This is a genomic window from Streptomyces sp. NBC_00433, from assembly GCA_036015235.1.
Lineage (GTDB): Bacteria > Actinomycetota > Actinomycetes > Streptomycetales > Streptomycetaceae > Actinacidiphila.
In genome coordinates, this window is sequence record CP107926.1 from 1941826 (window position 1) to 1966877 (window position 25052).

Consider the following 25052-nt stretch of genomic DNA (forward strand, 5'->3'; position numbering starts at 1 on the left):
TCAGTCCTGCGGCTTGTCCGCCGGGCCGAAGTCCACGGCGTCCGTGCTGACCGTGCCCGCCTTGCGGCCGGGGGCGCCCTGGAAGCGCCAGTAGAGGTTGGTGTGCGAGATGACCTGGGCCGGCGGCGGGGCGCCGTAGGGCGTCAGGTCCTCGGTCGTGTGGGCGTCCTCGACCAGCGTCACGTCGTAGCCGCGGGTGAACGCGCCGTGCAGCGTCGACCGGATGCACGCGTCGGTCTGGGCACCGGCGACGACCACCCGGCCGACGCCGTGCCCGGCGAGGACGGACTCCAGGTCGGTCGCCTCGAAGGAGTCGCCGTAGGCCTTCTGCACCAGCGCCTCGGCCTCCGCCCGCACCAGCTCGGGCACGTATTTCCAGCTGTCCGTGCCGGTGACCAGCTCGTCGCTGTTGTGCTGGACCCATACGACCGGCACGCCCCCGCCCCGTGCCTTGTCCACGAGGGTGGCGATGTTGGCCACGACGGCGTCCCGGTCGTGTGACTGGTCCATGACGCCGTTCTGCACGTCGATCACCAGCAGGGCCGTATTCGGTCGATTCTCCAGCGTGGTCATGCTCAGTGCCTCCGTGCGGGTCCAGGTACAGGTCCGTCGTCCCGGCCGACTTTACGACCGGCCACTGACATCGCCCTCGGCCCAGGGGAATCCGTCCCGGTCGGGTGCGGGCCCGGTCAGCCGGTAAGGGGGCAGGCGCACGCCCGGCACGACAGCGCCGCCGCGGGCCGGGAGGTGGCGGCCGGGCGAACAGCGGGCGTCCGGCCCGCGCGCACCTGTCGCGTGATGGTCACAACCGCCGCCGGGCCCGCACCTTCCACCGCGGTATTACCTACGCTGCTGGCCGGGGCACAGGCGACTCGGCAGGGGGAAGTGGGCAAAGTGGCGGCAGAGGTGAAGCAGGGGCAACTGGTCGGCGGGCGCTACCGGCTGGTCGTGAGGCTGGGTGCGGACGCGATGGGCGAGGTGTGGCGGGCGCACGACGAGCGCCTGCGGATCGACGTGGCGGTCAAGCGCTTCCTGCTGTCCGCCGCGGACGCCGACAGCGCGGAGGTGCGGGCCCGCGCGATGCGGCAGGCCCGCAATGCCGCGCGGCTGCGCGACCACGCCCACGTCGTCGCCGTCCACGACGTCGTCCACGAGGACGACGTGCCCTGGACGGTCACGCGACTGGTCGAGGGGCGCTCGCTGCGGGAGCACCTCGACGCGCACGGGACGCTGTCCGTGGACCGGGCGGCGGACGTGGCCAGGGCCGTGCTCAAGGTCCTCGCCGCCGCCTACGCGGCCGACGTGGTGCACCGCAACATCTCACCGGCGGCCGTCATCCTCGCGAGCGACGGCGAGGTGCTGCTCACGGACTTCGGGGGCGCCACGCGGAATTCCGACGGCGCCCTGACGTCCCCGGGCGTGCTCGCCGGGACCCCGGGCTTCATCGCACCGGAGCGGATCGGCGGGGCCGAGGCGGGCGGTGCGGGCGACCTCTTCTCGCTGGGCGTGACCCTCTACCTGGCGCTGGAAGGTGAACTGCCCTTCCGGCCGGACGTCCTGACCTCGGTGGTCCACGACGAGGCCGCGCCGCCCAGGCGTTCGGGGCGGCTCACCGCGCTGATCACCCAACTGCTGCGGAAGGACCCGGATCTGCGCCCGACCCCGGTCCAGGCGCTGGCCCTGGTCGACGCCCCGCGCGACGCGGTACCGGCGGCGCAGGATGCCGCGCCCGAACCGCCCCGGGTCGCCTGGGCGTCCGACCCGCACGCCGTGGAGGGGCACACCGACTGGGTCAGGGCGGTGGCCTTCAGCCCGGACGGCACGACGCTCGCCAGCGCGGGCGACGACAAGACCGTACGGCTGTGGGCGGTCACTCCGGGCCAGACCGTCAGCACCACGCTGCACGACCACAAGGGCTGGATCCGCGCGCTGGCGTTCGGCCCGGACGGCACCGTGCTCGCCAGCGGCGGCGACGACAAGGTGATCCGGCTGTGGGACATCACCGCGGGGCGTCCCGTCGCGACGAAGCTCACCGGCCACACCGGTGCGGTCCGTACGCTGGCCTTCAGCCCGGACGGCACGACGCTCGCCAGCGCGGGCGACGACACGTCCGTGCGGCTTTGGGACGTCGCCTCGGGCGGCTGCACCGCCGAGCTGACCGGCCACACGCGCTGCGTCCACTCGCTGGCGTTCAGCCCGGACGGCATGACGCTGGCCACCGGCGGCAACAACAAGGACGTCCGCCTGTGGGACGTCGCCTCGGGTGAGAAGGTCGCCGGCTGGCCCGGCGGCGGCGGCCGGATCCACGCGGTGGCTTTCAGCCCGGACGGCAGGGTGGTGGCTGCCGCCACCGGGAAATCCGGCGTCCGGATGTGGGAGGCCGCCACGGGCGCGTCGATCCCGGCCTGGCCCGGCCTCGGCGGCCGGATCAGATCCCTGGCTTTCAGCCCGGACGGCACGAGGCTGGCCACCGGCAACACGAGGCGTACGGTGACGCTCTGGGACGTCGCCACCGCGACCACGACGGCCACGTGGCGCGGCACATCCGGCCAGGCCTACTCGGTCGTCTTCCGCCCGGACGGCACGATGCTTGCCAGCGGCGACGCGCGCTACGTCCGCCTCTGGCGCGTCCCGCGCTGACGCCCCCGCTCAGGCCTGGAAGCGGCCCGCTTTCACGTCGGCGAGGAATTCGGCCCAGGCCGAGGCATGGAAGACCAGGGCCGGGCCCTGGGGGTCCTTGCTGTCACGCACGGGCGTGAACCCCGCTACGCCGTCCGCAACCTCGACGCAGTCGCCGTTGTCCCCGCCGCTGTAACTCGACTTGCGCCAGGTCATAGCGCTCTCCTTTATGCAAGGGGCTCAGACCTGAAAGCGGCCCGCCTTCACGTCGGAGAGAAAGGCTGCCCAAGCCGCAGCCGGGAAAACCAGGGCCGGGCCCTGGGGGTCCTTGCTGTCACGCACGGGCGTGAATCCCGTTACGCCGTCCGCGACCTCGACGCAGTCGCCTGCGCTGGGGCCGCTGTAGCTGGACTTACGCCAGTGGGCGCCGCTCAGCTGGAACTCCATGTCGTTCATATTCTTCCGCCACTTCCTCGATCAGGGCCAGCGACTGTGCTGCTGACAGCGACTCACTCAAAGCCAAGCTGAAGGACGCCTGACAGGCTTCGACCACCGCTGGATCGTCCAGCAGGCGTCCCATGTACAGGCCTTCAACGTATGCGAGAGGAGGCGCGTCGGTGAACCACATGAGGGTGACCATGCTCTCCAACAGCGCGTGTGCACCTGCTGAGAACGGGAGGACATGGAATCGAATACGGCCCCTGCGCACGACGGAGGCGATGTGGCGCAACTGCCTGGCCATGACTGCGGGCCCACCAACGCAACGGCGTAGTGCGTGCTCGTCCATAATGAACCACAAGACCGGCGTGTCGGGGTCTTCCAGGATCTGGGCCCGCTCCAGGCGACCTGCCACCCGTTGTTCCACATTGCCCGCAACAGGGTTCGGCAGGCCCGCGCGCAGCACCGCCGTCGCGTAGTCCTCGGTCTGGAGCAGGCCGGACACCAGCGCTCCCCCGTAGCAGTGGATGACCGTCGCCAGTCGTTCCAACTCCCTTACGGCGGCGAAATGGTGGGCGAACCGCGCGTCCTCCAGCGTTCGGCGCATCCGCACGAAGAAGCCGTCTGTGTCCAGGGCCTGGTCAAGGCGCCTCGCGTCGTCAATACGCGGCTTGCGGCGGCCGGCCTCGAAGTGCGCGATCATCTGTGGCGACATCACGATCAGCTCGCCGAGCTTGGCCTGCGTCAGGCCCATCAGTTCGCGACGGCGCTGGATCTCCTGGCCGTAGAACTCGCTAGGGCTCAGCGGGACATCGGGATCCTGGCTACGACTCACGTGGAACTCCCCGTTCCTCCATCGCCCTTTGGAGAGGGCGGCCTCCTGTCAAGGCTATCCCCGGCCACGTCACTCTGTGCGTAGTTCGGCACACAGAGTGCCGGTAGTACGCGCGGAGGCACAGTCATGGAACAGCCCACGACCGACCGTCAGGTCACCCTCGACACCCGCCCCGACCCCGTCGTGGCCCGGTGGCCGCTCAGTGGGCGGTCGGTCGCGCGGGCGCGGCGCGAGTTGCGGGGCACGCTCAGCACGTGGGGGCTTGACCACCTCGCCGACCCGGCGGAGCTGGTCCTCTCGGAGCTGCTCACGAACGCCGTCCGGCACGCCCGCACGCCCGCGGGGCGCCTGGTCGAGACGCGCTACGAGCGGATGCCCGAGGGCATCCGCATCGAGGTGCACGACGCCAACGACCGGTTGCCGCAGATGCGGCGGCCCGCGGACGACGACGAAGGCGGCCGCGGGCTCGCGCTGGTCGATGTGCTCACCGGGCGCCGGTGGGGCGTCAGTTCACGCCAGGGAGTCGGGAAGCTCGTCTGGGCGCTGGTCGGTTGACTTGCCCAGGGCCGCGTCTGGGCCCTGGTCGGTTGACTTGCCCAGGGCCGCCGCGCGGGCGGCCCGGCGGGCCAGCACGTCGGGTTGGGCGGCGGCCATCTCCCGCAGCACGGCCCGCCGTTCGCGGGCGGACAGCCGGTCGACGTACAGGCGGCCGTACAGGTGGTCCGTCTCGTGCTGGAGGCAGCGCGCGAAGTAGCCGCGGCCCTTGATCACCAGGGGCCCGCCGTGCATGTCCTGGCCGCGGACGACCGCCAGGTCGGGCCTGGCCAGCACCCGGTGGGGGCCCGGCACCGACAGGCAGCCCTCGGGCTCCTCCGCGAGACGGCGGCGCACGGCCGGGAGGTGGTCGAGCACCGGGTTGGCGATGTGGCCGACGTGCCGCACTCCCCACTCGTCGGCCATGTCCCAGACGAAGAGCCGCAGCGGGACGCCGACCTGGTTGGCGGCGATGGCCGCGCCCTCGGCGGCCGCGTTGGTGGCGAACATGTCGTCCACGAGCCGGGACAGTTCGGGTGTGCCGAACCGCGTCACGTCCTCGCAAGGCCGGCTCAGCACCTCCTCGCCGACGACGGTGATCCGGCGTACCGCGCCGCGTACGGCCTCCGGCGGCAGGTCCGGATGGGACGCGACCCGCTCGCCCTGCACCCGCACTTCGCGTACTTCCGTACCCATCCGGGGACCTCCGCCCTCGGGCGCGCGCCAACCACTGGTGGCGCCTGCCGACTTGACCAACTCATTTGCAAAGTAGCACTCTTTGCAAATGAGCGACGACCCGCAGGACCGGACCGCGGCCCGACCGGACCGCGCCCGGCGCGACCTGCCGGACCACCCGATACGGATCGCGCTGCTCGACCTGCTCGCCGAGGCCGGCACGGTCACCTCCACACAGGCCGCCGCCCGGCTCGGGCACAGCTCCGGGCTGTGCTCCTTCCACTTGCGGCAGCTCGCCCGGCACGGGCTGATCGAGGAGGCGCCGCACTCCCCCGGGCGCGGCGGCCCGCGGCCCTGGCGGCTGCGCTGGGAGTCCGCCACCGCCGTGCCCGACGGCTTCACCGCGCTGACCCGCGACCTGGAGGACGCGGCCTACCGGCGGCGGCTCGCCGGACTGGAGCAGGCGCCACCGCAGTGGCGGCAGGACGACTCCTTCAGCGCGGTCGTGCACCTCACCCCGGCCGAGACCGCGGAAGTGGCCGCCGCCGTCCACCGCCTGCTGGCCCGCTTCCGCGACCGCGACGACCGCCCCGCCGCGCGCCCGGCCGGCGCCGTACCCGTCGCCGTGGTGGCGCGGCTCTTCCCGCTGCCCCCGGACACGTCCGGTCCCGCCACCACGTAGAAAGGTCGCATGGACTCCACCCAGGCCGACGCCTACCTCCGCCGTATCGGCGCCGCCCGCCCGACCACCGCCGACGCGGAAGCCCTGCGTACGCTCCAGCGGCGGCACCTGCTGGCCGTGCCGTTCGAGAACCTGTCGATCCACCTCGGGCAGGACATCGTCCTGACGGAGGCGGCGCTCTTCGAGAAGGTCGTCGGCGCCGGGCGCGGCGGCTTCTGCTACGAACTCAACGGCCTCTTCGGCGCGTTGCTCCGCTCGCTCGGCTTCGGGGTGGACCTGCTGGCGGCGCGGGTCTTCGGCGACGGCGAGCACCTCGGGCCGCCGTACGACCACCTGGCGCTGCGGGTCACGACGGCGGACGGCGGCGGGCCGTGGCTGGCGGACGTCGGTTTCGGGCGGCACAGCCACTACCCGCTCGACTACGGCAGCCGGGCCGAGCAGCACGAGCCCGGCGGTGTCTTCCGTATCGCCGAGGCGCCGGACGGCGACCTGGACGTCACGCACGACGGCGCCCCGGCCTACCGGCTGGAGCAGCGCCCGCGCGCGCTGGGCGACTTCGAGGCGACCTGCTGGTGGCAGCGCACCTCGTCGACCTCGCACTTCCGGCAGTCGCTGGTCTGCTCCCGGCAGACCGGGACCGGGCGGGTGACCCTCAGCGGGCGCAAGCTGGTGCTGACCGAGGACGAAGGCGGCCGGGTGGAGCGGGAGTTGGGCGACGGCGAGGTCCTGGCCGCCTACCGCGAGCACTTCGGTATCGCGCTCGACCGCGAACCCGTCGTCGCCCCGCTGTGACGGCCGGCGCCAGGGCGTAGCGTTGAGATATGACGCCGAAGATCGCCCTGATCACCGGGGCCAACAAGGGAATCGGGTTCGAGACGGCCCGGCAGCTGGCCGCACTGGGCGTGACCGTCCTGGTCGGTGCGCGGGACGAGGCGCGCGGCCAGGAGGCCGAGGACTCGCTGCGCAAGGACGGAGCCGACGCCCGTTTCGTCCAACTGGACGTGACCGACGGAGAGTCCATCGGCCGGGCGGCGGCGTGGATCGAGGCGGAGTACGGCCGCCTGGACATTCTGGTCAACAACGCGGGCACGTCCACGCTCTCGCGCCGCGGGGCCTCGCCGAGCGAGACGTCGCTCGATGACATGCGGGCGGTCTACGAGGTCAACGTCTTCGGAGTGGTCGCGGTGACCAACGCGATGCTTCCGCTGCTGCGCCGCGCCGAGGCCGCGCGGATCGTCAACGTCTCCAGTCAGGTCGGCTCGATCTCCTCGCAGGATACGGGCGGTCCGCTCGGCCGGATGCCGGCCTCGGCGCAATACCCGTCGTCCAAGACGGCGGTCAACATGCTCACCGCCATGTACGCGAAGGAACTGCGGGACACCCCGATCAAGGTCAACGCCGCCAATCCCGGCTTCACCGCCACGGACTTCAACGACCACCGGGGCCCGCGCTCGGCAGCCCAGGGAGCCGAGCCCAGCGTGCACCTCGCCACCCTCCCCGACGACGGGCCGTCCGGAATCCTGTGGGGCCACGTCCAGCCCGCGGAAGGCGAGAGTGACATCGGCTACGGCACGCTCCCCTGGTGAGCCTGCCTTCCGCGCGCGGACCGGGGGCCGGGGGGGCTGGCGCCGGCCCCGCCCCGGCGCGGTCAGACATCCCAGGCCGCGCGCAGCCCCGCGAAGAAGTCGTGGAAGCCCGGGAAGGTCTTCTTCACGCAGTCCGGGTCGTCGAAGGTCGTGCCCGGCGTCCGCAGGCCCGCCACCGCGAAGCTCATCGCCATCCGGTGGTCGCCGCGGCAGGCGATCTCCACCGGGGCCGGTGTGCCCGGCTGGATCTCGATCCAGTCCCGGCCGGTCTCGACCGCGACGCCCTGCGCCCGCAGATTCTCCGCGCAGGCGTCCAGCCGGTCGCACTCCTTGACGCGCGTGTTGTAGACGTCCTCGATCCGCACCGGGCCGTCCGCGAACGGCGCGATCGCCGCGAGGGTGGGCATCGTGTCGGAGATGTCCCGCATGTTGACCGTCACACCGGCCAGGCGGCCGGTGCCGGTCACCGTCGTGGCGTCGGGCCCGATCTCCACGTCGGCGCCCATGGCGCGCAGCACCTCGACGAATTGGAGGTCGCCCTGGAGTGCGCCCTTGCCCAGGCCCGGGACGGTGGCGGTCCTGCCCGCCAGGGCCGCGGCGGCGAAGACGTAGCTGGCCGCGGAGGCGTCCGGCTCGATGACGTAGTCCGTCGCCCGGTAGCCGCCGGGCGGCACGACGAACGTGTCGCCCTCGCGGGCCACCTCCACGCCGAAGCCGCGCATCATCGCGAGGGTGATCTCGACATACGGCACCGAGACGATGCCGGTCACCTTGATACGCAGGCCCTCCGCGGTCAGCGGCCCGGTCATCAGCAGCGCGGTGAGGAACTGCGAGGACAGGCTCGCGTCGAGCACCACGTCGCCGCCCTTCATCCCGGCCGCCCGCACGGTCAGCGGGAGGTGGCCCTCGGCCCCGTCGTGCACCAGGTCCACGCCCAGCCCGCGGAGCGCGTCCGTGAGCGGGGCGACGGGCCTGCGGCGCATCTGGGGTGAGGCGTCGAAGCGGAACGTTCCGCTCTTCGCGGCCGACGCCAGGGCCGGGAGGAAACGGGCCGCGGTGCCGGCGTCCCGGCAGTCCACCTCGGCCGTGGGCCTGGACGGGCCTTCCGGGCGGCCTGTGATCCGCCACTCGTCCGCTGCGCGGTGCACGTCGTAGCCGAGGGTCGCGAGGGCCTGCGCGAAGCCGTCCGTGTCGTCCGAGAGCAGGGGCCGGCGCAGGACGCTCTCCCCGTCCGCCGCGGCCGCCAGGAACAGGGCGCGGGCCGTCACGGATTTCGAACCGGGTACGCGGACCAGCACGACTGCCTCCAGCATGGTGGGGGGGACGCTCCCCCCGGCCCGCCGATTTTACGGGCCCCGGCCCGGCCCCGGATCCTGCCCCTTGCGGTGAGCTGCTTGCCTGCCGCCACCCCTGGGGTGATTGCCCCTTGCGGTGCGTTGCTTGCCCGCGGCTGCGTCGTGGCTGGTCGCGCAGTTCCCCGCGCCCCTTTTGGCCTGCGCCCTCCTGCGCCAGGCCTTGGTCCCCGCCAAGGGGCTGGGCTCTGCACAGAGGGCACGCGTTTTTCAGGGGCGCGGGGAACCGCGCGCCCCGCCGGCGAGGCGGGAAAGAAGGCAACGCCACCGCAAGTGGCACCCACCCGGGGGCACGTGGGAGTACCCCCAGGCGAAGCGCTGGGGGAGAACGGAGCGACCAGCCCCCACCAGGCCGTAGGTGAGGCCCCCCGGTCAGGGGCCGGTGTCGCCCAGGGACAAGAGGAGGGCGCGGAGGGTCGCGGACTGGCTGGCGCTGGGCCAGCGGCTGACGGCCGTGCAGGTGCTGGGCGGTGCGCTGATCCTCGGGGCGCTGGTGGTCGCGCAGTTGCGTCCCGCCACCGCCGGCTACCCGAAGCTGACCGCCAGCCGGACGGGCCCGCGTACGAGCAAACCCGGGCGCCAGGTGAGCGGTTCCGGCACCAGCGCCAGCTCGGGGGCGCGGGCGAGCAGCGTGGGGATGGCGACCCGGGCTTCCAGTCGGGCGAGCGGGGCGCCGAGGCAGTAGTGGATGCCGTGGCCGAAGGCGAGGTTGGCCTGCGCCGGGCGGCGGATGTCGAACGTGTCCGGCGCGGGGAAGCGCGCCGGGTCGCGGTCGGCGGCGGCCAGCGAGATCAGGACGGAGTCGCCCTGCGGGACGGCGGTGCCCGCGATGGTCATCGGCTCGGTGGCACAGCGCCAGGTCGTGGTCTCGACCGGCCCCTCGTGGCGCAGCGCCTCCTCGACGGCGCCGTCGATGAGTGTGATGTCCGCGCGCAGGGCGGCGAGTTGGTCGGGGTGCCTGAGCAGGGCGAGCACCGCGTTCGTGATGAGGTTGACGGTCGTCTCGTGGCCCGCCACCAGCAACAGGAAGGCCATGCCGGTCAGTTCGTCGGGCGAGAGGCTGTCGCCGTCCTCGTACCGCGTCCTGATCAGCGCGCTCAGCAGGTCGTCGGCCGGGCCGCCGCAGCGCTTGTCCTCGATCAGCTCGGTCAGATACGCCGACATGGCCTGCGCGGCTCGCCATTCGGCCTCGCCGTCGCCGCTCACGAAGTCGTTCGACCAGCCGCGGAAGGCCTTGCGGTCGAGGTCGGGGACGCCGAGCAGTTCGCAGATCACCATCATGGGCAGCGGGAAGGCCAGGGCGTCGACGAGGTCGGCGGTCGGTTCGCGCATGGCCGCGTCGAGCAGCTCGTCGGTGATCTGCTGGATACGCGGCTGGAGCGCCGCCACCCGGCGCGGGGTGAACTCCCTTGCCACCAGCCGGCGCAGGCGGGTGTGCTCCGGCGGGTCGGCGTTCAGCATGTTCGCGTTGGCCGGGAGCGAATAGGCGTCCGTGCTGAGATTGCGGAAGTCCTTGCCCAGCCGGGGATCGGCCAGGGCGGCCCTGGCGGCCTCGTGGCCCACGACGAGCCAGGTGGTGTCGCCCTCGGGGGTGATGACCCGGTGGACCGGGCCCTCGGCCCGTAAGCGGGCGTAGGTGGGATACGGGTCCTCGCGGAATCCTTCCGCGCGCAGGTCTTCGACGGGTCCCAAGCCGGTTGCCCCCTTGCGGTCGCGTCCTTCTTACCCAACTCCCGGGCCGTGCGCGCGGTTCCCCGCGCCCGCGGGCGAACTCCTCACGCGGGCACGGTGAAAGTGCCGCGGTGGACGGTCACCGCGCCCGTGCTGAGGGCGATCGCGAAGTTGAGCATACGGGCGGGGCCGTCGGTGAGCAGCGACGGGAGGGCGGGCGCGGGCGCACCGGCGGCGAGGCCGCGGCCCAGGTCGTCGAACCACGCGCGGGCCCAGGGCGTCTCGTCGGTCCAGTCGAGGAGGTCGAAGCCGCTGGAGGCGATCGTGGCGCACAGCTCCTCGGGGCCGGCCAGGTGGCTGTCGGTGCCGTCGAGGGACCAGGGAAGCGGCAGGGGCGGGGCGGCGGGGCCGCCGCAGACCTCGAAGACGACCAAGCGGGCCGCCGGGCGCAGGCGGCGGGCGATCTCGGCGTAGAAGGCCTTCTTGTCCTGGATGTTCATCTGGACGTGGACCGTGCAGGCGGCGTCGAAGCCGGTGCGGTCGAAGGCGCCGATGTCGGTGCAGAAGAAGGCGGTCCGTTCCGCGAGCCCGGCGGCTTGGGTCAGGGCGCGGGCGGCTTCCACGTAGGCGGGGGTGATGTCGACGCCGACGACGTGGCAGCCGGTGGCCTCGGCGATCCGGCGGGCGGGCCCGCCGAAGCCGGAGCCGACGTCCAGCAGGGTCGATCCCGGGGTGAGCGCCAGGTGCGGGATCAGGCGGTCGACCGCCTCCACGCCGCCTGCGTGGTATTGGTCGATGCCGTCCAGCTGCGTCCGCGGCAGCGCGGACAGGCTCGTCCCGGTGAGCTGCTCGATGGCGGCGGTGATGCCGGTTTCCGTGTAGGTCATGACGCCGCTCCAGAGGGGGTCACAGGTCGTCGGGCACCGGCCGCGCCGCGGTGGTCCGCGGGCCCCGGCCGGTCGGTGCTCAGGTCGGGTCGGCCAGGCGGTCGAGGAGGTCCATGAGGCGCTTGGTGACCGTCGGACGGTCGCCCTCGGTGAGCGCGGAGCCCATGCCCACCGCCACCGCGCCGGCGGCGACCCACTCGGGGGCCTCGGCGACGGTGACGCCGCCGATCGGGATGAGGGGCGCCTGCGGGAGGACCGTCCGCAGATGGTCGATCCAGCGCGGGGACAGCGAGGACGCGGGGTAGATCGTCAGCGCGTCCGCGCCCAGCTCCATCGCGCGCACCGCCTCGGTCGGGGTCGCGACGCCGGGGAAGACGGGCACGCCGTAGCGGTGGCCGGTGCGCAGGACCGCCTCGTCCAGATTCGGCGCCAGCAGGAAGCGGGCGCCCGCGTCGACGGCCATCCTGGCGGACATCTCGTCGACGACCGTGCCGGCGCCGATGACCGCGTCGTCACCGACCTCGCGGACCAGGGTGGTGACCGCTTCCAGCGCGAAGGGCGTGGTCAGCGAGATTTCCAGGGTGGTGAGCCCGGCCGAGAGCAGCGTGTCCGCGGTGGCGGCGGCCTGGTCGTAGGTCCGGCCGCGGATCGTGGCGAAGACCCGCTGTGCGAGCGCGGTCCTGGTGGTCTCCCAGCGGTACACGGAGGATCGCGGTCCTTCCTGACGGTGCTGCCCGGATGGTGCGGTGGGTGGAGACCGCGATCAGCACGCTACCCGCCGGGCGACGGCCCGCCGCCGGTCGATCGGGAGCTGTCACCGCACCGTGACATGAGAGGAGCATGAGAGGGAAGGGGCGGTGGCCGGGCTCACCCGGTGTGCGTCGAGAACAGGCCACCGGTCGGGCCCTGCTTGTCGCCGCCCTGCGCCTTCTTCAGCGCGTTGGCCAGGCCCTCGATCGTCATGGACTGGAGGATGACCCGGCCGTTGCCCTCCAGGGTGGCGAGCGACAGGCCCTCGCCGCCGAAGACCGCGTTCATGATGCCCTGGCGGTTCAGGCCGCCGATGCGCTGGACGCCGTAATGGATGCCTTCCTCGAAGGCGACGATGCAGCCGGTGTCGACCTCGATGCGGCCGCCGAAGTCGGCGGGGTTGAGGTCGATGAAATTGCCGGCGCCGGCGATGATCACGGTGCCGTGGCCGGTGAACTTCTCCAGGATGAAGCCCTCGCCGCCGCTCATGCCCTGCCGGCCGCCGGCGAAGGCGATGCCGAACTGCACGGTCTCCTCGGCGGCCACGAAGGCGTCCTTCTCCGCGAACCAGGCCCGCGAGCCGGTCAGCTCCAGGGCGCGCATCTCGCCGGGCAGCACCCCGGCGAAGCCGACGGTGCCCTCGCCGCCGGACGCGGTGAAGTACTGGAAGGCCAGCGACTCGCCGGCCAGCGCCCGCTGGCCGACCTGCATCGCGGTGCCCATGGCCTGCCGCAGCATGCCGCCCATGCCACCGCCCCCGCCGCCGCCGGGCTGGCCGCCGCCGGCATTGCGGGCGCCGGGGCCGCCGAGGCGGGTCTCCATGGACACGTTGGCCGTCTTGAACAGGAACTTCCCGGCCTCGCAGTAGACCGTCTGGCCGGGGTTGAGGGTGCAGACGGCCATCTGCATGGCATTGCCGACAATCTGCTGCTGCAAGGTCACAGCCATACTCCTCGGGACGTGCGGTACCGAATGGGGCGATAACGGCGCGCTCGGCGCCCTCCACTCAACGTACCGCGCGGGCGATTCGGTTCCGCAGCGAACCCGGATCGCCCGGCCGCTCGCCGTCGGCCTGGGCCGGCAGGCCGACCGGGCGCTCGCCGCCGGTGTCCAGGAAGCGGGCCAGCGGCAGGGTGGCGGCGCCCACGGTGACCGCGTCGGCGCCGAGCCGGCCCAGCTCGATGGAGGTCTGGGCGCACGGGTGGTGCAGGGCGTAGGCGGCGGCGACCTCGCGGACGGTGGGCAGCACCCGGGGTCCGAGCATCAGCCCGGCCCAGCCGCCGATGACGATGCGGTGCGGGTTGAAGAGGTTGATCAGGTCGGCGATGCCGGCGCCCAGGTACTCGGCGGCCTCGGCGAGCAGCGCCTCGGCCTCCGGGTCGCTGTCGGCGGCGGCGATCAGCTCGGCCAGCGCGGTCTCCTCGCTGACCCCCTTGGGGGCGCCCGGCCAGCGGCCGAGCAGCGCCTCGGCGCCGACGTAGGCCTCAAGGCAGCCGCGCGAGCCGCAGCGGCAGGTGCGGCCGCCGACCCGCAGGGTGGTGTGGCCCCACTCCCCCGCGCTGCTGCTGGCGCCGTGGTAGGGCTTGCCGTTGGTGACGACGCAGGCGCCGACGCCGGAGCCGATCAGCGCGATCACCACGTTGTCCGAGCCGCGGCCCGCGCCGAACCACATCTCGGCCTGGCCGAGGGTCTTGGCGCCGTTGTCGATGAAGAGCGGCAGGGTGGTGCCGGCTCGCAGCAGGCGGCCGAGCGGTACGGCGTCCCAGTCGATGGTCTGGCCGTAGACGACGATGCCGTCCCCGTCGCCGGGGACGGCTCCCGGCGCGTCGGGCTGGGCGACGATGCCGGGGACGCCGATGCCGACGCCGAGCACCTCGCTGTCGTCGATGCCGGCCTCGCGGACCACCGTCTCGATGCCGTCGAGGGCGAGCCGTACGACGTGGTCGACGTCGTGGCCGCTGTCGGACAACGGCAGGTCGGCGGCGGCCCGTTCGGTCAGCGCGAGGTCGAAGAGCTCCACCCGGACCCGGGTCTCGCCGACGTCCACGCCGACCACGTAGCCGTAGCCCGGGGCGACTTGCAGCAGGATCCTGGGGCGCCCGCCGTCGGACTCGACGGCACCGGCCTCCTCGACCATGCCGTCCGCGATCAACTCTCCAACGACGTTACTGATCGACCCGGCGCTCAGACCCGTGTCCCGGCCCAGTTCCTGGCGGCTCAGGGGACCTTCGAAATACAAATGACGCAGAAGCGATGCACGGTTGCCGCGCCGCAGGTCACGAACGGTGCGCTTGCCTCGCTCAGCCATCTCGTCTCCCTCCCGGGGGGTCCGGCGTGAATCTATCGCTGCACAAGGTCTTGACGCCACCTTTTCTCACAAGTTAAATCACGCCCTGAATTAAGACACAGGCGCTGTTCACTTCCTGAAGCGATCCCACCCCTGAGAGGGAACCGTCATGCGCTCTTCCAGCACCTCCAGCAGACTCGTCGCGGCTACCGCCCTCGTGGCCGCGCTCGGTCTGACCCTCGCCGCGTGTGGCGGGGGCTCCGACGACGACAACAGCGGCAGCAAGTCGACCGGCGGCAAGACCGCCGACGCCAACAGCCTGAGCGGCCAGACGATCACATACTGGGCCAGCAACCAGGGCACCAGCATCGACGCCGACAAGGCCACCCTGACGACCGAGCTGGACAAGTTCACCGCGTCCACCGGCATCAAGGTCAAGCTGGAGGTCATCGGCTGGGCCGACCTGCTCAACCGCATCCTGGCGGCCGCCACCTCCGGCCAGGGCCCGGACGTCCTCAACATCGGCAACACCTGGTCGGCCTCCCTCCAGGCCACCGGCGCCCTGATGCCGTGGGACGACGCGGCGTTCGGCACCATCGGCGGCAAGGACCGCTTCGCCGCGGCCGCGATCGCCTCCGCCGGTGCCGCGGGCCAGGACCCGGCCGCCGTGCCGCTGTACTCGATGGCATACGGTCTGTACTACAACAAGAAGATGTTCGCCGACGCCGGTATCGCCACTCCGCCCACCACTTGGGCCGAATTGGTCGCCGACGGCAAGAAGCTCACCACGGGCGGCCACTACGGCCTCGCGGTCGAGGGCGCCAACGGCGCGGAGAACATCCACCACATCTTCGTGCTCGCCAAGCAGCGCGGCGCCAGCTGGTTCGACGACAAGGGCGGCCCGACCTTCACCGGCCCGCAGCAGGTCGCGGCCGTCAAGCAGTACGTCGACTTCATCGCCAGCGACAAGATCGCGGCCAAGGGCAACGCCGAGTACGTGCAGAACCAGACCATCACCGACTTCGCCACCGGCAAGGCCGCGATGATGATGTGGCAGTCGGCCGCCCCGGCGATCGCCTCGCACGGCATGAAGCCCGACGACTACGGCGTGGTCCCGGTCCCGACGCAGACCGCGGGCGCCACCGGTGACGCGGCCGTGACCTCGATGGTCGCCGGTATCAACATCGCGATCTTCAAGGACACCAAGCACAAGGACGCCGCCGAGGCGTTCGTGAAGTTCATGACCAGCACCGACGAGCAGAAGGCGCTCAACGGCAAGTACGGCTCGATCCCGCCGGTCACCGAGGCGCAGAGCGACCCGGCCTTCCAGACCCCGGACCTGAAGGTGCTGGCGGGCGTGCTGGCCAAGTCGGCCGCCCCGCTGCCCCAGGTGGCCAACGAGAGCCAGTTCGAGAACCTGGTCGGCCCCGCCGTCAAGAGCCTGTTCGCCGACGCCGCCGCGGGCAAGCCGGTCACCGACGACTCCGTCAAGGCCGCGCTGACCAAGGCGCAGCAGCAGATGCCCGCCTCGTAAGGATCGGCTCTCCTCCATGACTGCCACCGCCCCCCCGAGGCGCGCGCCCGAAGCCGGCCCTGGTAGCGGCAAGTCCGCTGCCGGGCGCCGGCTCCGGCCGCGTGTCATCGAACGCATCCGCCAAGGCGGGCTGCCGTACCTGCTCCTGCTGCCCGCCGTCCTCGCCGAACTGCTGATCCACATCGTGCCGATGTTCTTCGGCATCCTGATCAGCTTCAAGAACCTGACGCTGTTCTACATCCACCACTGGAACACCGCCCCCTGGGCGGGGTTCGACAACTACAAAGCCGCGGTAAAGATCCACCAGCCGATCGGCGAGGCACTGCTGCACTCGTTCTGGGTGACGCTGTCCTACACCCTGCTGTCCGTGGCCTTCTCCTGGCTGCTGGGCTGCGCCGCGGCGATCCTGCTGCAGGACAAGTTCCGCGGCCGCGGCCTGATCCGCACCCTCTTCCTGGTGCCCTACGCGCTGCCCGCGTACGCGGCGCTGATCACCTGGACGTTCATGTTCCAGCAGGACACCGGTCTGGTGAACCACGTCCTGCACGACCAGTTGCACGTGACGTCGAGCAAGTCCTTCTGGCTGATCGGCGACAACAGCTTCTGGGCGATGGTCATCGTGTCGGTCTGGAAGTCCTGGCCGTTCGCCTTCCTGGCGCTGATGGCCGGCCTGCAGAACATCCCGCGCGAGCTGTACGAGGCCGCCGCGATGGACGGCGCCGGCGTCTGGCAGCAGATCAGGAAGATCACCATGCCGTCGCTGCGGCCGGTGAACCAGGTGATCGTCCTGGTGCTCTTCCTGTGGACGTTCAACGACTTCAACACGCCGTTCGTGATGTTCGGGCAGAACCCGCCGCACCAGGCGGACCTGATCTCGATCCACATCTACCAGTCCTCGTTCATCAACTGGAACTTCGGCTCCGGCTCGGCCATGTCGGTCCTGCTGCTGCTCTTCCTGCTCGTGGTGACGGCGATCTACCTGCTGGTCACGTCCAGGGGAAGGAGCGAGAACGATGTCTAGGTTCACCGACCAGCCGTCCCCGATGGCGCAGCCCAAGTCCTTCCTGTGGACCCGGCGGGTCGTCCTGACGCTGCTGCTGGTCTTCGTGCTGGTCCCCGTGTACGTGATGCTCAGCTCGTCCCTGAAGACCCTTCAGGACGTGCAGGGCTCCTTCAAGTGGATACCGCACAGCCTGACGTTCAAGCCGTACGTCGACATCTGGAAGACGATCCCGCTCGCGCACTACTTCGTGAACTCGGTGATCGTCTGCGTCAGCGCCACGGTCTTCTCCGTGGTCCTGGCGATCTTCGCCGCCTACGCCGTGAGCCGCTACCGGTTCATGGGCCGCAAGGTCTTCACCGTGACGGTGCTGTCCACCCAGATGTTCCCCGGCATCCTGTTCCTGCTGCCGCTGTACCTGATCTTCGTCAACATCGGCAACAGCACGGGCGTCACGCTCAACGGCAGCCGGCTCGGCCTGATCATCACCTACCTCACCTTCTCGCTGCCCTTCTCCATCTGGATGCTGGCGGGCTACTTCGACTCGATCCCGCGGGATCTCGACGAGGCCGCGAAGGTGGACGGCTGCGGCCCGCTCGGCGCGCTGTTCCGGGTCGTGGTCCCGGCCGCGGTCCCGGGCATCGTCGCCGTGAGCGTCTACGCGTTCATGACGGCCTGGGGCGAGGTGCTGTTCGCCTCGGTCATGACCAACGAGTCCACCAGGACGCTGGCGGTCGGCCTTCGTGAGTACGCCACCCAGAACGACGTGTACTGGAACCAGGTCATGGCGGCCTCCATCGTCGTGAGCCTGCCCGTGGTCGCCGGATTCCTGCTCCTGCAGCGTTACCTCGTCGCCGGGCTCACCGCCGGCGCCGTCAAGTAACCCCTCCCGAAAGGCAGCTTGTGAACGACCTCAGCGCTCTTCCCGCCGATTTCGTCTGGGGAGCGGCCACCGCCGCGTACCAGATCGAGGGCGCGGTGGACGAGGACGGCCGGGCCCCGTCCATCTGGGACACCTTCTCCCATACCCCCGGCAAGATCGACGGCGACGACACCGGCGACGTCGCCTGTGACCATTACCACCGCACGGCCGAGGACCTGGGCCTGATGAAGGCCCTCGACCTCGACTCGTACCGCTTCTCCATCGCCTGGCCGCGGGTCATGCCGCAGGGCGGCGGGGCGGTCAACCCGGCCGGTCTGGCCTTCTACGACCGGCTGGTCGACTCGCTGCTCGAAGCGGGCATCACGCCCAACGCCACCCTCTACCACTGGGACCTCCCGCAGGCCCAGCAGGACCGGGGCGGCTGGCCCGAGCGTGAGACGGCGGAACGTTTCGGCGACTACGCGGCCGTGGTCGCGGAGGCGCTCGGCGACCGCGTCAAGGACTGGGCGACGCTCAACGAGCCGCTGTGCTCGGCCTGGATCGGCCACCTGGAGGGCACCATGGCCCCCGGGTGGACGGACCTGACCGCCGCGGTACGCGCGTCGTACCACCTGCACGTCGGACACGGCCTGGCCGTGCAGGCGCTGCGGGCCGCGCACTCCGACGTGCGGGTCGGCATCGTGAACAACCTCAGCCCGTGCGAGCCGGCCACCGACCGCGACGCCGACATAGCGGCCGCGCGCCGCGCCGACGGCCACACCAACCGCTGGTGGCTCGACCCGATCCACGGCCGCGGCTACCCGCAGGACATGGTCGACCTCTACGGTGTGGAGCTGCCGGTCAAGGACGGCGACCTGGAGTCGATCGCCGCCCCGCTGGACTGGCTGGGCCTGAACTACTACTTCCGCAACGTCATCACCGACGACCCGACCGGGCCTGCCCCGCACGCCAAGTCGGTCTACCTGCCGGGAGTCCGGCGGACGGCGATGGACTGGGAGGTCAACGCGGACGGTCTTGAGCAGCTGCTCGTCCGGCTGTCCGAGGAATACGGCGTGCGCAAGGTCTTCGTCACGGAGAACGGCTCCGCCTACCGCGACACCGTCGGCGCCGACGGCCAGATCGACGACCCCGAGCGGATCGCGTACCTGGACGAGCACCTGGCGGCCTGCGCCCGCGCGGTCCGCCGCGGGGTGCCGCTGGCCGGCTACTACGCCTGGTCGCTGCTGGACAACTTCGAGTGGGCGTACGGCTACGACAAGCGCTTCGGCCTTGTCCACGTCGACTACACCACCCAGAAGCGCACCATCAAGGGCAGCGGCCGGCGCTACGCCGAGATCATCGCGGCCCACCGCCGCAAGGCGCGGCGCGCGGCCTGACGGTCCCGCCCGCCCGGACTGACCCGGCTTTCGTCCGGGCGCGGTCCGGGCGCCGCTCCGGGCCCGCCTCGGGCGCGGTCCGGGAGTGCTCCGGGCCCGCCTCGGGCGCACGAGGGGTGACGCCACCGGTTCTCCGGTGCGTCACCCCTCGTCCGTGCGCGGGGTGTCGGGCCTACGCGCGGGGTGTTTTCTCTACGTCCGCGGTACGGCCGCCCTACGCGCCCGCTGCGGCTCTACGCGCCCGGTGCGGTCAGCAGCCGGCCGGTCGGCGGTTCTGCCACGGCGCCGTCGGCGGCGATCCGCCGGCCGCGCAGCCAGCTGGCGCGGACCACGCCGTGCAGGGTGCGGCCCGCGTAGGCGGTGATCGGGTTGCGGTGGCGCAGGCGGGCCGGGTCGACGGTGAAGACCGCGTCCGGGTCGAGCACCGCGAAGTCGGCGTCGCGGCCGACGGCGATGGCGCCCTTGGCGGTGAGGCCGGCCAGCGCCGCCGGGCCCGCGGACATCCAGCGGGCCACGTCGGGGAGGGTGTGGCCGCGGCGGCGGGCCTCCGTCCACACCGCGGACAGGCCCAGTTGCAGTGACGAGATGCCGCCCCAGGCGGCGGCGAAGTCCCCGGTGTCCTTCGCCTTGAGGCCGATCGTGGAGGGCGAGTGGTCGGAGACGACGCAGTCGATGACGCCGTCGGCGAGCGCCTGCCACAGCGCGTCCTGGTTGGCGGCCTCCCTGATCGGCGGGCAGCACTTGAACTCCGTGGCCCCGTCCGGGACTTCCTCCGCCGTCAGCGTCAGGAAGTGCGGGCAGGTCTCCACGGTGAGCCGGACGCCGTCCTTCTTCGCCGCCGCGATCAGCGGCAGCGCGGACGCCGACGACAGGTGCAGGATGTGGACACGGGCGTCGAGCCGCTTCGCCAGCGCGATCAGACCCGCGATCGCCCGGTCCTCGGCGGCGGGCGGCCGGGAGGCGAGGAAGTCGGCGTAGCGGGGCCCGGCTTGCTGCGGGGCGCCGTCGATGGTGCCGGGGTCCTCGGCGTGCACGATCAACAGCCCGCCGAAGGAGGTCAGTTCGGTGAGGGCCGCCTCCACCTCCGGCGGGCTCAGCTGCGGGAATTCGTCCACGCCGGAGGGCAGCAGGAAGCACTTGAAGCCGAAGACGCCCGCGTCGTGCAGCGGGCGCAGGTCGGCGGCATTGCCCGGCACCGCGCCGCCCCAGAAGCCGACGTCGGTGTGCACCCGGCCGCGGGCGGCGGCGCGTTTGACCTCCAGGTGGGCGGTGGTCGTGGTCGGCGGGATGCTGTTCAGCGGCATGTCGACGACGGTGGTGACCCCGCCGGCCGCCGCGGCCGCGGTCGCGGTCGCGAAGCCCTCCCACTCCGTGCGGCCGGGGTCGTTGATGTGGACGTGGCTGTCCACCAGCCCCGGCAGCAGGACGTCGTCGCCGAAGTCCACGACCGGGACGCCGTACGGGACCGGCGCGTCGTGCGCGCGGACCGCGGTGATGGTGCCGGCCCTGACCTCGACGACGGCCGGGCGCTCGCCTTCAGGGGTCACGACCCGGGTGGAGCGCAGCACCAGTTCGTCCACGGCGTGACCTCCGGCCGGTCGGCGAATTCAACGTTCTGTTGACGGACATGGTGGATAGCCTTCGCTCGGGCGTCAAGAGCGGTAGGATTCCGCACAGCGAAAGTCACCTTCCGCGAGGATCGGATCAGAGGGGATCGCACGTGTCTGCTGACCGCGCCGGGGGCGTCCAGTCCCTCGAACGGGCCTTCGACCTGCTGGAGCGGATGGCCGACGCGGGCGGCGAGGTGGGCCTGAGCGAACTGTCGGCCAGCAGCGGCCTGCCGCTGCCGACCATCCACCGGCTGATGCGGACCCTGCTGGCCAGCGGATACGTACGCCAGCAGCCCAACCGGCGCTATGCGCTGGGCCCCCGGCTCATCCGGCTCGGCGAGACCGCCTCCCGACTGCTCGGCACCTGGGCCCGGCCCTACCTGGCGGAGCTGGTCGAGGCGACCGGCGAGACCGCGAACATGGCGCTGCTCGACGGCGACGAGGTCGTCTACGTGGCTCAAGTGCCCTCGCGGCACTCGATGCGGATGTTCACCGAGGTCGGACGGCGGGTGCTGCCGCACTCCACCGGCGTCGGCAAGGCGCTGCTCGCCCAGGTGCCGCCGGGCGAGGTGCGGGCGCTGCTGGCCCGCACCGGCATGCCGGCGGCGACCGACCGCACCATCACCGAACCTGACGCCTTCCTCGCCGAGCTGGACCGTATCCGCGAGGCGGGCTACGCCGTGGACGACGGCGAGCAGGAAGCGGGCGTGCGGTGCCTGGCCGTGACGGTGCCCGGGTCCCCGACGGCCGCGGCGATCTCCATCTCGGGACCCGCGGGACGGGTCACGGAGGCGGCCACCGACAAGATCGTGCCCGTCCTGCACGGAGTGGCAAGGGAGTTGGCGCTGGCGCTGAGCAGTGCGGCACCTGCCTAGGGCGGTGCCGCCGCCCCCCTCAGGCCCGGCGGGCGAGATGCTGCTCGACGGCCTCCCTCAGTACGGCCAGCGGGGCCGTCAGCACGCTGACCGAGCCGAGGACCGCCGCGACCAGCAGCAAGGAGTGCCGCAGCTGCTCGGGCGGCGGGTTGTTCCCCGCGAGCCTGGCCAGCTCGGCGAGTTCCGCCTCCGCGACGGCGCGGTCCGGTAAGGCGGTGCGGTGCGCCGCCAGGTCCCGCTCCAGGCGGGCCACCGCGGCGCGTAACGCCGCCCCGCCGCCACTCATCGTTCCTACGACCGTTCCGCCGCGGTCCACGTCGACCACATGCGTTTCCCCCACCACCATGTGCCCCTGCCTCACACGCGCTCAGACCCCGGCGCCTCCTGGGCATGGGGGCCGGGGTCGATCAGTAAACGCGACAGGGCGCTTTCGCGCCACACGGTCGGCGAAATCTGCGTCAAAGTTGCCGCGGGGGCCACACGGTGAGGTCGAGGGTGGCGTGAGCGGCGGGGCCGCCGGGGTCGGTGAGTTGACGGAGCGTCACGACCGCGATGGTGCCGTCAGCCCCGACGACGCACAGCCGCGAGCCCTGGGCCAGCTCCGTCCACGCGACGGACCCGACGAGTTCGGCCTCGCCCCGGCACCCGTCGAGGGTGCCGGGCGCGTCCGCCGCGAGCACGGCGAGCCCGCCGCCGACGGCGTCCGACACGAACGACGCGCCGTCGGCGGCGTACCCGAACGTCCCGCTCCCGGCGTCGGGCGTGGCTTGCGGCGGATCGGCCCCCAACACCAGCCCATTGCCCGCGGCAAGCCCGACCCCGTGATACTCCCTGGCCGCCGCGACGGTCGCCCGCGGCGTCCCCGCCACCGGCCGCGCGTCCACGGCATGCCCCCGCCCAAGCCCGCGCCCAAACGCCACGGCCCCCACCACGACGAGCGCGGCGACCACGAGCGCCAGCCCCTTCCCCCGCCGCCGGGGATCCTTGTACGGCCCTTGGCCGAGCCCCGGCACGGGAGGACCCGGGTTGACCGTCGCCACCCCGCCGGGCGCCGGCGCGCGGCCTGCGGGAGCGATACCGAGCGCCGGCGGCGCGGGCGGGACGACGGGAGGCAGGTGTACGCCCCCGGGCGGGGTCGCGCCAACCGCCGGAGGCGGCTGCATGCCCAGCGCCGGCGGCGCGGGCGGGGCGGCCGGGCTCGGGGTCGCCACCGCGCCCACTACCGAAGGCAGGTGCACGCCACCGGGCGGGGTCGCGCCCTGCGGCAGCGCGCCAGTCGCAGGGGGCACGCCCACTGCCGCAGGCGCGGCGGGGGCTGTCGGCGGCACCGCCACGCCACCCGGCGGGAACGCGCCGAGCGCCGAAGGCGGCGTCGCCCCCACCGCCGGGGGCGACGCCGGGGCTACCGGCGGCACCGCCACACCACCCGGCGAGCCAGGCGCCGAAGACGGCTGCACGCCGACCGTAGGCGCCGCGGGCGGGGCGGCCGGGCTCGGCGACGACATCCCACCCACCGCCGAAGGCAGGTGCACACCACCCGGCGGGGTCGCCCCAGGCGCCAACATGCCGCCCGCAGAGGGCATACCGACCCCCGGCGCCGCGGGCGGGGCGGCCGGGCCCGCAGGCGGCTGCGCACCGGCCGCAGAAGACGACTGCACGCCGACCGTAGGCGCCGCGGGCGGGGCGGCCGGGCTCGGTGTCGGCACCGCGCCCGCAGGGGGCATGCCCACCGCCGCAGGCGGCTGCGTGCCGACCGCCGGCGGGGCGGAGGGCGGGGGCTGGGGCCATGTGCCCGGGGGTGGGAGAGGGGGGAGGGGCGGGGGGAGGGTCAGGAGGGTTTGGAGGGGGGTGGGGAGCCAGGGGGTGGGGGGGCGGTGGTGGGTGGCCTGGGCGCACATGGCTATGACCTGGGAAGGGGACGGGCGCAGGGCCGGGTCCTTGATCAGGCAGCGGGTGACGATCTCGCGCAGCTCGCCGGGGAGTTCGGAGAGGTCGGGCTCCTCGTGGAGGGCGCGCGTACCGAAGGGCGGGGCACCGATGGCCGCATAGGCGGCGAGTTGGCCGAGGGCGAAGACGTCGGTGGCCGGGACGGGCGGTTTGTCCGCGGCTTGCTCCGGCGCGGAGAAGGCGGGGATGCCGGGCGCGTCGGCGGCGGCGCGGGTGACGCCGTAACCCGTGACGCGCGGGCCGTCCGCGGCCAGCAGCACCGTGCCGGGGCCGAGCCCGGCGTGGACGACGCCGGCGTGGTGCACGGCGCGCAGCGCCTCGGCGACCCCGGCCACCACGCGCAGGACGACGGGTACGGGCAGCGGGCGCCCGGTGCCGGTGACGGCGGCGTGCAGGGTGAACGCGGGGACGTAGCCGGCGGCCAGCCAGTAGCGGGAGCCGTCGTGGCCGCTGCCGAGCACCGGCACGGTGAAGGGCCCGTGCACGCGGCGTACGGCCTGCACGTCGTGTTCGAAGGCGGCGGCGAAGCCGGAGCGGGCGGCCAGTTCGGGCCGGACCGCGGTCAGGGCGACGGGGTGCCCGTCGGGGGCGTAGGCGAGGTAGACCGGGCCGAGGGCGCCGACGCCGAGCCGGGCGGCGATCCGGTGCCCGCCGACCACCGCGGGGTCGTCCGGCGCGAGCGGCTGGTACAGCGGCCCGGGGTGGACCTCGCCGCCGGTGTACTGAGCGCCCATCAGTCCCCGTTCCTCGGGCCTACCCGGACCTCCCGGCCCCTGGCCAGACGATACCGGAACACGCCGACCCGTCCGCGGCCTGTTCCGCCGCGGGCGGGCAGACGGTATGCAGGAGGCATGGACACAAAGGGCGAGGTGGCCGGGCTGCTGCTGGCGGCCGGCGGGGGCCGGCGGCTCGGCGGCCGCCCGAAGGCGCTGCTGCCGTACGGCGACCGCCCGCTGGTCGAGCACGCGGCGCGCGCGCTGCGGGACGGCGGCTGCGGCCCGCTGCACGTGGTGCTGGGCGCGGCGGCCGACGAGGTGCGGGCCACCGCGGAGCTGCCCGGCTGCGTCCTGGTCGACAACCCGCACTGGCCCGACGGCATGGGCTCGTCGCTGCGCGCGGGCCTGGCCTCGCTGGCCGCCGCGCGCCCGCGCCCGGCCGCGGTGGTGATCGCGCTGGTCGACCAGCCGGGGGTGGGCGCGGCGGCGGTCGCCCGGGTGGTGGCGGCGGGCCGGGCGGGCGACGACCTGCTGTCGGCGCTGGTGTCGGCCGCGTACGGGGAGCGCCGCGGGCACCCGGTGCTGATCGGCGCCGCCCGCTGGGCGGGTGTCGCGGGCAGCGCGGGCGAGGACCGGGGCGCGCGGACGTATCTGCGCGGGCACGCCGGGCAGACGGTGCTGGTGGACTGCTCGGACGTCGCGGACCCGGCGGATATCGACACCCCCGCCGACCTGCGGCTTCTACGGCCGGCCTGACCGGCGGCCGCACCGCGTGCCACAAAACGTTGAACTTCC

At 72.8% G+C, this 25052-nt stretch carries 25 protein-coding genes; 11 read left to right on the forward strand and 14 right to left on the reverse strand.

Features of this window, described 5'->3' with window-relative positions:
- Nucleotides 1-573 carry a cysteine hydrolase gene (locus OG900_07890; protein WUH90038.1) on the reverse strand — a complete coding sequence of 191 codons (573 nt, stop codon included), beginning with the start codon at nucleotides 571-573 and terminating at the stop codon, nucleotides 1-3.
- Between the two features lie 321 nt (nucleotides 574-894).
- Here OG900_07890 and OG900_07895 point away from each other — a divergent pair, with 321 nt between their 5' ends.
- Nucleotides 895-2640, forward strand: coding sequence for a serine/threonine protein kinase (locus OG900_07895; protein WUH90039.1), 1746 nt, complete (start codon nucleotides 895-897; stop codon nucleotides 2638-2640).
- A 9-nt stretch (nucleotides 2641-2649) separates the two neighbouring features.
- On the opposite strand, the gene OG900_07900 is transcribed toward OG900_07895, so the two are convergent.
- From OG900_07900 to OG900_07910, 3 genes are read right to left on the reverse strand one after another with little or no spacing between them, the layout of a single operon-like run.
- The gene (locus tag OG900_07900) at nucleotides 2650-2835 is read right to left on the reverse strand and encodes a DUF397 domain-containing protein (protein WUH90040.1); all 186 of its coding nucleotides are present in this window, start codon (nucleotides 2833-2835) and stop codon (nucleotides 2650-2652) included.
- Between the two features lie 24 nt (nucleotides 2836-2859).
- Nucleotides 2860-3066, reverse strand: coding sequence for a DUF397 domain-containing protein (locus tag OG900_07905; GenBank protein ID WUH90041.1), 207 nt, complete (start codon nucleotides 3064-3066; stop codon nucleotides 2860-2862).
- Entirely contained in the window at nucleotides 3032-3892 is an 861-nt protein-coding gene (locus OG900_07910) for a helix-turn-helix transcriptional regulator (protein ID WUH90042.1), read from the reverse strand. The genes OG900_07905 and OG900_07910 overlap by 35 nt, the downstream gene beginning before the upstream one ends.
- A gap of 126 nt (nucleotides 3893-4018) precedes the next feature.
- Between OG900_07910 and OG900_07915 the strand changes: the two genes are divergently transcribed.
- On the forward strand, nucleotides 4019-4447 hold the full coding sequence (locus tag OG900_07915; protein ID WUH90043.1) for an ATP-binding protein: 429 nt from the start codon (nucleotides 4019-4021) through the stop codon (nucleotides 4445-4447).
- Here the strand turns inward: OG900_07915 and OG900_07920 are convergent.
- Nucleotides 4403-5122 (reverse strand): peptide deformylase, encoded by a 720-nt coding sequence (locus OG900_07920; protein ID WUH90044.1) that lies wholly within the window; start codon nucleotides 5120-5122, stop codon nucleotides 4403-4405. The two genes, OG900_07915 and OG900_07920, sit on opposite strands and share 45 nt — an antisense overlap.
- A gap of 88 nt (nucleotides 5123-5210) precedes the next feature.
- Here OG900_07920 and OG900_07925 point away from each other — a divergent pair, with 88 nt between their 5' ends.
- From OG900_07925 to OG900_07935, 3 genes are read left to right on the forward strand one after another with little or no spacing between them, the layout of a single operon-like run.
- Nucleotides 5211-5783, forward strand: coding sequence for a helix-turn-helix domain-containing protein (locus tag OG900_07925; GenBank protein ID WUH90045.1), 573 nt, complete (start codon nucleotides 5211-5213; stop codon nucleotides 5781-5783).
- A 9-nt stretch (nucleotides 5784-5792) separates the two neighbouring features.
- Nucleotides 5793-6575 (forward strand): arylamine N-acetyltransferase, encoded by a 783-nt coding sequence (locus OG900_07930; protein WUH90046.1) that lies wholly within the window; start codon nucleotides 5793-5795, stop codon nucleotides 6573-6575.
- Nucleotides 6576-6604: 29 nt separating this feature from the next.
- The gene (locus tag OG900_07935) at nucleotides 6605-7369 is read left to right on the forward strand and encodes an SDR family oxidoreductase (GenBank protein ID WUH90047.1); all 765 of its coding nucleotides are present in this window, start codon (nucleotides 6605-6607) and stop codon (nucleotides 7367-7369) included.
- 62 nt (nucleotides 7370-7431) lie between these two features.
- Here OG900_07935 and aroA read toward each other — a convergent pair whose 3' ends face one another.
- The 6 genes from aroA to OG900_07965 all read right to left on the reverse strand — a co-directional run bounded on the left by aroA (nucleotide 7432) and on the right by OG900_07965 (nucleotide 14337).
- Nucleotides 7432-8682, reverse strand: a complete 1251-nt coding sequence (gene aroA / locus OG900_07940; protein ID WUH90048.1) for a 3-phosphoshikimate 1-carboxyvinyltransferase — start codon at nucleotides 8680-8682, stop codon at nucleotides 7432-7434.
- A 564-nt stretch (nucleotides 8683-9246) separates the two neighbouring features.
- Nucleotides 9247-10413, reverse strand: a complete 1167-nt coding sequence (locus tag OG900_07945) for a cytochrome P450 (protein ID WUH90049.1) — start codon at nucleotides 10411-10413, stop codon at nucleotides 9247-9249.
- Between the two features lie 83 nt (nucleotides 10414-10496).
- The gene (locus OG900_07950; GenBank protein ID WUH90050.1) at nucleotides 10497-11279 is read right to left on the reverse strand and encodes a methyltransferase domain-containing protein; all 783 of its coding nucleotides are present in this window, start codon (nucleotides 11277-11279) and stop codon (nucleotides 10497-10499) included.
- A 79-nt stretch (nucleotides 11280-11358) separates the two neighbouring features.
- The gene (locus tag OG900_07955) at nucleotides 11359-11982 is read right to left on the reverse strand and encodes a bifunctional 4-hydroxy-2-oxoglutarate aldolase/2-dehydro-3-deoxy-phosphogluconate aldolase (GenBank protein WUH90051.1); all 624 of its coding nucleotides are present in this window, start codon (nucleotides 11980-11982) and stop codon (nucleotides 11359-11361) included.
- Between the two features lie 164 nt (nucleotides 11983-12146).
- Nucleotides 12147-12971, reverse strand: a complete 825-nt coding sequence (locus tag OG900_07960; GenBank protein ID WUH90052.1) for an AIM24 family protein — start codon at nucleotides 12969-12971, stop codon at nucleotides 12147-12149.
- Between the two features lie 64 nt (nucleotides 12972-13035).
- The gene (locus tag OG900_07965) at nucleotides 13036-14337 is read right to left on the reverse strand and encodes an ROK family transcriptional regulator (protein WUH90053.1); all 1302 of its coding nucleotides are present in this window, start codon (nucleotides 14335-14337) and stop codon (nucleotides 13036-13038) included.
- A 148-nt stretch (nucleotides 14338-14485) separates the two neighbouring features.
- On the opposite strand from OG900_07965, the gene OG900_07970 reads away from it, so the two are divergent.
- From OG900_07970 to OG900_07985, 4 genes are read left to right on the forward strand one after another with little or no spacing between them, the layout of a single operon-like run.
- The gene (locus OG900_07970) at nucleotides 14486-15850 is read left to right on the forward strand and encodes a sugar ABC transporter substrate-binding protein (protein WUH90054.1); all 1365 of its coding nucleotides are present in this window, start codon (nucleotides 14486-14488) and stop codon (nucleotides 15848-15850) included.
- 16 nt (nucleotides 15851-15866) lie between these two features.
- On the forward strand, nucleotides 15867-16871 hold the full coding sequence (locus tag OG900_07975) for a sugar ABC transporter permease (protein ID WUH90055.1): 1005 nt from the start codon (nucleotides 15867-15869) through the stop codon (nucleotides 16869-16871).
- Entirely contained in the window at nucleotides 16864-17733 is an 870-nt protein-coding gene (locus OG900_07980) for a carbohydrate ABC transporter permease (protein WUH90056.1), read from the forward strand. Before OG900_07975 ends, OG900_07980 begins: the two co-directional genes overlap by 8 nt.
- 20 nt (nucleotides 17734-17753) lie before the next feature.
- Entirely contained in the window at nucleotides 17754-19109 is a 1356-nt protein-coding gene (locus tag OG900_07985; protein WUH90057.1) for a GH1 family beta-glucosidase, read from the forward strand.
- Between the two features lie 233 nt (nucleotides 19110-19342).
- Here the strand turns inward: OG900_07985 and allB are convergent, their stop codons facing one another.
- Entirely contained in the window at nucleotides 19343-20689 is a 1347-nt protein-coding gene (allB, locus tag OG900_07990) for an allantoinase AllB (GenBank protein WUH90058.1), read from the reverse strand.
- A 140-nt stretch (nucleotides 20690-20829) separates the two neighbouring features.
- Between allB and OG900_07995 the strand changes: the two genes are divergently transcribed.
- A complete protein-coding gene (locus OG900_07995) occupies nucleotides 20830-21594 on the forward strand; it encodes an IclR family transcriptional regulator (GenBank protein WUH90059.1) in 765 nt (254 codons plus the stop codon).
- 19 nt (nucleotides 21595-21613) lie between these two features.
- Here the strand turns inward: OG900_07995 and OG900_08000 are convergent, their stop codons facing one another.
- Both OG900_08000 and OG900_08005 read right to left on the reverse strand, forming a co-directional pair.
- A complete protein-coding gene (locus OG900_08000; protein ID WUH95662.1) occupies nucleotides 21614-21880 on the reverse strand; it encodes a DUF5955 family protein in 267 nt (88 codons plus the stop codon).
- A 172-nt stretch (nucleotides 21881-22052) separates the two neighbouring features.
- A complete protein-coding gene (locus OG900_08005) occupies nucleotides 22053-24275 on the reverse strand; it encodes a hypothetical protein (protein WUH90060.1) in 2223 nt (740 codons plus the stop codon).
- 117 nt (nucleotides 24276-24392) lie between these two features.
- Here OG900_08005 and OG900_08010 point away from each other — a divergent pair, with 117 nt between their 5' ends.
- A complete protein-coding gene (locus tag OG900_08010; GenBank protein WUH90061.1) occupies nucleotides 24393-25013 on the forward strand; it encodes an NTP transferase domain-containing protein in 621 nt (206 codons plus the stop codon).
- The last annotated feature ends 39 nt before the right edge of the window (nucleotides 25014-25052 follow it).